Raw genomic sequence first — 8,159 nt, 5'->3', positions numbered from 1 at the left:
ACATGTTGGTGTCAGGGTAGATGTGTTGGGGTACCCTAACATTTGGCGCTTACAAAGCCTGAGGGGTGCCCTAGAATAGAACAGCATGAGGATTAACAGAAAGTGTTCACACTACAGGAGTATGTCAGCCCTGCTAGTTGCGCACCAGGGAAGAATTATTGACGATTTCGACAATTTATGATAAACTATATGGCATAGGTACCAAGAATGTGATTTGTATTTCTGAGGGCTCTAAACTATGAAAAAAGATGGCTTTATGTACAAAGACATATAAAACATCGCGCAAAATAATGGCGATCACTTTTATGGAGATGAAAAATCTACTGCTTCCTTGTTGACAGACATAAACAGAATGTTTCCTATATTTGCAGGGTGCCGGAGAGCAACGATCCGGGCCGCCTTCTCCTGCCTGATGACATTTGGGTGCGGTAGGAGGGGGGGCTGCCGCCTACGCTTATTTTAACGAATTATATATTTTAGGAAGGAAGTATGAAAGATTATGAAACAACAAAGGAAGCGCCTTATTGCTGGCTTGATGTTCGGGTTGCTCCTGGTCTGCCTTCTCTGCGGCTGTGAAAAAACTTCCAGTCAAAACATTGTTCTCGGTGATGTCACTCAAAATGACCATTCTGCGTATGAGAGCGAGTTGACCTTTTTTGGATTTAAATACGAGGCTCTCAATGTAATGGCAATCGAGGAGGCACTCCATGGCTTTATGAATCTCCATCCGGAAATCAATATTGCTTATGACGGGATCAAGAGTCCTGAATATTTTGAGGTACTGGAGAAGCGTCTGCTTACCGGGAATGGAGACGATATCATCATGGTCGATCAGGAACGGACACACGAACTCAACGCAAAGGGGCTTCTGGCGGATCTCTCAGACATCTGCGATTTGTCGAAGTTCAGCGATCTGGCCCGCAGCCAGATGACCGCAGACGGAAACATTGTCTATCTTCCTACTTCGATCTCAGCTTTCGGCTTTTACTGTAATCTGGATATGCTGGAAACACATGGACAAAAGGTGCCTGAGAATCTGAAGGAGTTGGCCGCAGTTTGTGATTATTTTGTCTCTCAGGGGATTACCCCTATTGTGGCCAATAACGACATCTCTTTAAAGACTGTGGCTTTGGCTGTAGGGCTTCTCCCTTATTATCAGGAGGAAGATCCCGTTGCCGCTATCGAACGCTTTAATACCGGTGAGGATGACTTGGCTGAAGCCCTTCTTCCAGGTTTTGAGTTGGTGGAGCGGATGCTGAAGGAGGGCTGGGTGGACCGGGACGAGGCCATAGAGACAGCCAAGACCTCAGAAGATCTGGACATATTTGCTGCTGGAAACCGTCCTTTTATGCTCACCGGCGTCTGGGCCGTACCCAGAGTGCGAGATTTGGAACCGGAATTTGACTTCACGGTAGTCCCGTACCCCATCCTGGAGGATGGAAGCGTTCTGGTTATCAACATTGACACCCGGCTTAGCGTCCCGGCGGACAGTCCTCATGTGGAGGAGGCTAAAGCCTTCGTAAAATACATCATCCAGAAGGAAGTAATGTGGGAGTTTGTGGACAGTCAATGCTCCTTCAGCCCCCTGGAGGATAACCGTCTGTCCAAGGACGATGACATCCAATCCATTAATCCCTATCTGACAAACGGTCGCTGTATCATCGGTTCCGACGATAATCTGAGGCTGCCTATCTGGTCCGTCTCCCGCAGCTGCATCGGGACGATATTAGAGGGAGGCGACGCCAAATCAGCTGTGGCCTGCCTGAAGGAAATGGTAGCAGCTGATTTGGTTCAGAAAGGAGGGAATGGCGCATGAAAGGGAAAAAGGGATGGGCTGCAGCTGCCTTGTTTGCGCTAGTTACACTGTTGATGATCTGGGGTGCATTTTACATGGGCACCGTTAGGGAGGCCCTGTGGGACAATTCCGTAACTTCTGTTATGGAAACGACTGTCCAGGGGGCCAATACGCTGGATGTCTATCTGGAAAAAGACACAGAGTCTATTCACTGGCTGGCCAATAATCTCAGCACGATCCCTTCCAGCAGTTCCGATGACATCCGGAATATCATGGACCAGATTGCGCTTCTTGATGGTGATTTCCTCTGCACTAATCTGGACAGTGGTGCATTATATATCGGCGGTAGTGGAGACAGCGGGCTCCAGTTGAGCGATGCGCAGCGAGAGACATTTTCTGTGCTTGAGGGCGCAGGCATACGGGAACCCTTTCTCAACGACTACAGCGGCGTGTGGACACTGGGCTATTATGAATGCTTTACCTTTTTTGATGGAAAATCGGGTTATGTTCAGCGATCTCTGCCATTGAACGATGTATCTGAGCGATTCTCCCTTTCCTTCTATGGAAACACGGGCTTTTCTTATGTTGTTAATTCTGAAGGGGATATCCTGATGCGCTCGCTCCATCCCAACAGCAACCGCACCTTCCGGAATCTCTTTGACATCATCGACCTCCAGGATAACGATGACGATTCGGTGCAGAGCTTTAAAAATTCCATTTCCAAGGGAGAGCGGGGTGTGGCTCGTTTCCAATATCAGGGAGAGAACTATGTGTTTTGCTACATCCCCCTCTCCAGCAGTCCGGGCTGGTCCCTGGTGTCCATCATACCGGGACGGGTCATTACAGAACAGTCGGACAGCATTATGCAGCAATCCCAGTTTTTTTTCATAATGGTAGCAGCCTGCGCCCTCGCTCTGGTTACGTTCTTTGCTATCTACCGCAGTTCCACCCGCCGGACGCTCCGCGCCGAGGAAGATGCCAGAAAAGCGGCGGAACAGGCTAATATTGCCAAGAGCCGTTTCCTCTCCAATATGTCTCATGATATTCGCACACCTATGAACACCATTATTGGTATGGCCCAGCTTGCCTCGGATCATGCTGAGGAGCCGGAGCGGGTGCGTTTTTATCTGAAGGGAATCGGACAGGCCGGGCAGTTGCTCATTGGTCTGATCAATGACATTCTGGATATGTCCAAGATTGAGAGCGGGAAAATGACGCTGCACAACGAGGATGAGTCCATGGAGGAACTTTTGACCAATTTAGTCAATATGATTCGCACATCTGCCGCAAAGAAGCGGCAGCATTTGGATGTGCGCCTTCATCATGTTCAGCATGAGCTGCTGCACTTTGACGCGCTCCGAATGAATCAGGTGCTGATTAATCTGCTGTCCAACGCGGTCAAGTTTACACCGGAGGGCGGCAGGATCGTACTGGATGTGACAGAGTCAGCCGCAGAGCAGTCAGACCGAGTCCACTTTACCTTTCGGGTGACAGATACCGGCATTGGCATGAAGCCGGAATTTTTGGATCATGTCTTTGATTCCTTTGTCCGGGAACAGGACAGCTGCATCAACAAAATCGAAGGCAGCGGGCTGGGGCTTGCCATCACAAAGCTTATTGTGGATATGATGGGTGGCTCTCTCTCCGTAGAGAGCACATTGGGAGAAGGCTCCATATTTACCGTGGATGTGGATATGTTGCTGCCTGAAAACCTGGATTCAGATGAGACCTTGCCGCCGCTGCGGGTATTGGCAGCAGATGACGATGCCACTGTCCGCCATGCAGTGGAGGAGTTCCTCTGTGCCGTTGGTGCTTCGGTGGATACAGCAGCGGACGGTCCTTCCGTCGTGGCAAAGGCTGTGGATGCCCATGATGCAGGGAAGAACTACGATCTTGTCCTGCTGGATTGGAATTTGCCGGAACAGAATGGCATTGAAACAGCGAGGGAGCTGCGTGGAAAGATTGGCAAGGCTCCGGCCATTGTAATGATCACCTCCTACGACTTTTACGGCAGAGAGAATGAGGCGGAAGAGGCTGGGGTAAACGGTTTAATTAAGAAGCCCATTTTCAGAAGCACGCTCCTCGACTGCATTCACCAGCATGTCCTGCGTGATTCACAAAGCGTTCAGAAACAAAACAGTGAGGATCTATCCGGGCGGCGCATTCTTGTGGCTGAGGACAACCAGCTCAACCAAATGATTGTGCGGGAGATGCTGTCTAAATTTGGCATTCAGGTGGAGCTTGCCGAGAATGGCCAGGTCTGTATAGACTGTTTCTCGCAGAGCACACCCGGTACATACGATTTGATTCTGATGGATGTACATATGCCGTCCATGGACGGGTATGAGGCGACCCGGTGCATCCGTGCTATGACTCGCACGGATGCCGGCGTCCCCATTCTGGCCATGACTGCAGACGCATTTACAGAGGATATTGAGATGGCGAAACAGGCGGGCATGAATGGGCATCTCTCCAAGCCGCTTGATCTCCAGCATATGATGCATGAGATCCGTCAGCATTTAGGCAAATAGATGCAACTAATATCATTTGCTCATTATGCGTAAATAGCTTAGCGCTGAAACCAGCTTTTCCATATACGGTTCCTGTCTTGACATGTTCCCGAAAAACACCCGGTTTGATTGGGAAAAGGGAGCGTCGGCAGGAACTTTATCAATTTTAGCGATCTATTTTTCCAGAGGCTGCGCGATTACATCCTCAAACAATGTTTCAATACAAGTATAGTATATATTGTACGATTGGGCGTAAAAATGATAAAATAGGATGGTCATAAGTCAGATAATCTGACAAAAGGTGGAAAGGAGGAATCGGGTGTTGGAGTTATATATAAGCTGGGAACTGTTCATACCCGCAGCCCTTTTTATAATTCGTGGCTATCTGTCAATCCGGACTATAGATGCTCTGGCACGCCATCGAAAATGTACATTATTACGGGGAATCCTTGATATATTACCCGAAATGCTATTGTTTTGCCTCTGGTGTATAGGGGGACTTAATTTAACAGCTGTTTATGTATTTGAGTTTATTTGCTACGCATTTCGTTGGCGTCCAATAGGAAAGGATTGGTCCAAAGGCTTTTTTATGGCAAGTCTTGCACAGCCATTGTTTATGGCACTCCATATGATAGCAATTGGAACAGTTGCTTTAATTGTAAAAATGCCAATGGGGCATATATTATATCAACCGTTTTGGCGCATTGTGATCATATCGGGTGCACTGTTAGTAAGCATTTTGGCAGACATTGTTATTTTAAATTGGACAAGTCTGAAGGAAACTCTACGCATTCAGGCTGCCAGTGAAGAAAAATGGCCGTTCATGGTATTTCTATGGTTTTGTAACATATTCCTGCTTCTGGACAGCCGGCTTTGTGTGTCAAAGATCGGCTGGAAATTGCTGCCGCTGCTCTTGATCGGGGCAGCATTACTCAAAGAGTGTTTTATTATATACAGCCTGGTCCATCTGCGCTCCATTATTTTGGAGCATCACATTGAGGTGGAGCACAGGGTGCTGGCAAAAGAACTGGAGCAGCAGGAGAGACGGACTGAGGAATTGATACATAGGAGAGACAGAGATGCACTGACAGGACTTTTTTCACGCCAGTATCTAATGGAGCATATGGAACTTCTTCTGGAGGAAAAACGAAGGTTTTCCCTGGCGTTCATAGACTTGGACGGTCTGAAACGGATCAATGACAGTCAGGGGCATACAGCAGGGGACCGTTATCTCATTCAGTTCTCCAGATATGTAATTAGACATCTTCGTGAAGAGGATGTAATTGCAAGGATTGGCGGAGATGAGTTTGTGATTCTGCTTTTGGACTGTGATAAGACAGATGCCTGTGATAAACTAGAGAAAATGCGCTCTGAAATTACAGGGGAAGAATTTGAGCATGTGCCAACCTTTAGTTTTGGGATCGCAGAAGCAGGCATCCATATGGAAGAAGATGTATTTCAGATTCTGGAAAGCGCTGACAAGAGCATGTATCAGGATAAAGAAAGCAGAAGGAAATAGGGAGGAGGTGGAGTCCTATGTCTAAAACCGTAGGTATTATTGTTACGCTGTTAACGGCAGCGGCATATTTTTACTATAATTTTAATTATTTTAATTTTGTCCGGAAACAGAAGCAGATGCAGCAGAATCGCCTTGGTATTGTAACTTTATTCTTTGTGTTAAATTACCTTATTTTTATGATCCTAAGTACGCTGGAGATCTACCTGATTATGAACTGGCTCTGTTTTGCTGTTCTGCTTTTTGGCGAAACCCTAATATACAGCAAAGGCGACAAGCAGTGTGCTTTGCTCAGTACATTTACCGGAATTATCTATGGCCTGGCAATCAACATTTTTTGTCGGAGTACCCTTTCTATCATTACTGGAGAATCTTTGCAGAATTTTGACAACCACATCTACAGTGATCAGAATCTGAAAGCTGTTCCGGTATTTATGGGATTTATCCTCACTGGTTTTGCCATACAGATACTCAGTCAGCCACATTTTCAGGAGCGTCTGCAGCTGATCATGAAATATCACCGACAGACTTTTTTGCTGGAAATGCTGACTGGAATGTTTTTTTACTTGTTCCTGAACCTTCTGATCTATTCTACGCCTACGAATGACCTGACCTTAAAGGCATGGAGCATAGAATCCAGCCTTTTCAGCATGATCGGTTTTTTTATCGCTATCCGGTACACGTGGCGTATCTGCATTTTGGCGGATTACCGGGAAAAAAACCAGAGTATGGAACAGGAACTGGAAGTCCAACAGCAGGAGGAACCCTATCTATTGCAAAAGGCAATCCGGGATCCGCTTACAGGATTATATAATCGGCAGCATGCACTGGATGTTATTGCTGCCATGCTCCGAAAAAAGAGCTCAATTACTCTTTGTTTCATTGATATGGACGGACTGAAAGAGATGAATGACCGGTATGGTCATGCGGAGGGGGACCGCTATATCAGGTCGGTAACCGGACAGCTGCAACATGCCTGCCGCAGTGAGGAAGATATGCTGTTCCGTTATGGCGGTGACGAATTTCTGCTGCTATTTCCAGAGGCACCGGTTGATATTATAGAGGGCCGTATGGAAGAGAGCCTGCGTATTCTTGCGGAACGTGGGAAAGCAGAACGGTTTGCCATACCGCTATCCTTCAGCTATAGTGTGATTGATGGGCAGGAATTTTCTGACGCCGAGGAATTGATCCGAACGGCGGATCAAAAGATGTATGCGCAGAAAAAAGCAAAACAGAGAGCACGTAATTAAAGATGGGGTGCCTGTGAGGGAGATGACCATGACAAGGCAAAGTGCTGCTGCCAGCATTTGTTTTACTTGTCTTTTCATTTTGCTTCCTCCAGTTCTATCTGCCGCCGCAGATTGTTTGTATGGACCTTGATCCATTCGCCGCCAGTGTCTTCGGCTTCCTTCATCAGTTCCCGCGCCATTTCCCGGTTTCCATGCCGCAGGGCGATGGCGGTCTGTAAAAGCAGGTCCGCTCCCGCACCCCCGCCGCCTGTCAGCTTTCCATACAGCTTCACCGCCTTGGAAAAATCCGCGGCGATCTTATCTTCTTTTTTCGGGCCCATATGGAAATAACCGTACAGATCGTGGCAGGGGGGGAGATAGGCCATGTCGCATGTCAGTACTCGGGAGGGGAGACCGAACATGGATGCCTCCGCCAGCCGGTATAGTTCCAGCACTCTGTCTGGGTAGTCCAGGCAGTGGAAGGAGAAAACCAGCGTTACTTCTCCCTCCAGAAATGGGACCTCCACCTCCCGTGCAATATAATAGTCCGGGTCGTGGCCCAGATTGCGGATGGCACTGACACCTTCCCTTGCCACACGGATAAAATAATCGTAGTCTTTTTGCTTGCCTGCCATAAATGAGGAATAGGCAGCCTGTAATGCCTGTGTTACGGCATGGTTTAAGATTTCCGACATATGAAGAGCCTCCTTTCTAAAAGTGTGCAGATTCGGATCGATCTGTACATGCTCCGTGCACGCAGTGGACCGGCTATTCTGGTTTCGGAGTCGTAGATGCAGCAAAAACAGGATGCACTTCATTTGCATAACCCATCATTCTGGATAGCTCCATCAGCAGTTCCATCTCACTACGAAAAGGAACCACGCCCTGCACTGTCTTTAACGTGCCCTGCCACGTTAAGTTATCTTGAGCGGTGATTGTAATCTCAAATGTATGTTCCACCGTAAACACCTCCTTTGCGAAATGCAGGAGCACTTTTCTGTTTAGATGGCTTCCTGCAAACAGAAAAATCCACGCTACATTTAAAGTGTAGCGTGGATCATTCTTTCCCGCATCATCCTAAAAGGATGATTTTGGTCCATATCTGTTTT

At 47.6% G+C, this 8,159-nt stretch carries 6 protein-coding genes; 4 read left to right on the top strand and 2 right to left on the bottom strand.

Going from position 1 to position 8,159, the window contains the following annotated elements; translation table 11 throughout:
- Positions 1-499 precede the first annotated feature (499 nt).
- From DWZ56_RS02385 to DWZ56_RS02370, 4 genes are all read left to right on the top strand, one after another.
- A complete protein-coding gene (locus DWZ56_RS02385; RefSeq protein ID WP_118554760.1) occupies positions 500-1,816 on the top strand; it encodes an ABC transporter substrate-binding protein in 1,317 nt (438 codons plus the stop codon).
- The gene (locus tag DWZ56_RS02380) at positions 1,813-4,326 is read left to right on the top strand and encodes a response regulator (protein WP_118554759.1); all 2,514 of its coding nucleotides are present in this window, start codon (positions 1,813-1,815) and stop codon (positions 4,324-4,326) included. The genes DWZ56_RS02385 and DWZ56_RS02380 overlap by 4 nt, the downstream gene beginning before the upstream one ends.
- A gap of 298 nt (positions 4,327-4,624) precedes the next feature.
- Positions 4,625-5,824: a GGDEF domain-containing protein gene (locus tag DWZ56_RS02375; protein WP_118554758.1), complete on the top strand. Its 1,200-nt coding sequence runs from the start codon at positions 4,625-4,627 to the stop codon at positions 5,822-5,824.
- 17 nt (positions 5,825-5,841) lie between these two features.
- Entirely contained in the window at positions 5,842-7,071 is a 1,230-nt protein-coding gene (locus DWZ56_RS02370; RefSeq protein ID WP_118554757.1) for a GGDEF domain-containing protein, read from the top strand.
- 74 nt (positions 7,072-7,145) lie between these two features.
- On the opposite strand, the gene DWZ56_RS02365 is transcribed toward DWZ56_RS02370, so the two are convergent.
- Together DWZ56_RS02365 and DWZ56_RS02360 are read right to left on the bottom strand one after the other, a co-directional pair.
- On the bottom strand, positions 7,146-7,745 hold the full coding sequence (locus tag DWZ56_RS02365) for a hypothetical protein (RefSeq protein ID WP_118554756.1): 600 nt from the start codon (positions 7,743-7,745) through the stop codon (positions 7,146-7,148).
- A gap of 73 nt (positions 7,746-7,818) precedes the next feature.
- Positions 7,819-8,010 (bottom strand): hypothetical protein, encoded by a 192-nt coding sequence (locus DWZ56_RS02360; protein ID WP_118554755.1) that lies wholly within the window; start codon positions 8,008-8,010, stop codon positions 7,819-7,821.
- Positions 8,011-8,159 lie beyond the last annotated feature (149 nt).

The sequence above is a fragment of the Lachnotalea sp. AF33-28 genome, from assembly GCF_003477885.1.
Classification (GTDB): Bacteria; Bacillota; Clostridia; order Lachnospirales; family Lachnospiraceae; genus AF33-28.
This window is presented reverse-complemented; position numbering and strand designations above follow the sequence as displayed.

Excerpts from the sequence above, each read along its gene's own strand:
- DWZ56_RS02385 (WP_118554760.1), top strand. The coding sequence starts at position 500 with ATGAAACAACAAAGGAAGCGCCTTATTGCTGGCTTGATGTTCGGGTTG.
- DWZ56_RS02370 (WP_118554757.1), top strand. The coding sequence starts at position 5,842 with ATGTCTAAAACCGTAGGTATTATTGTTACGCTGTTAACGGCAGCGGCA.
- DWZ56_RS02365 (WP_118554756.1), bottom strand. The coding sequence starts at position 7,745 with ATGTCGGAAATCTTAAACCATGCCGTAACACAGGCATTACAGGCTGCC.
- DWZ56_RS02380 (WP_118554759.1), top strand. The coding sequence starts at position 1,813 with ATGAAAGGGAAAAAGGGATGGGCTGCAGCTGCCTTGTTTGCGCTAGTT.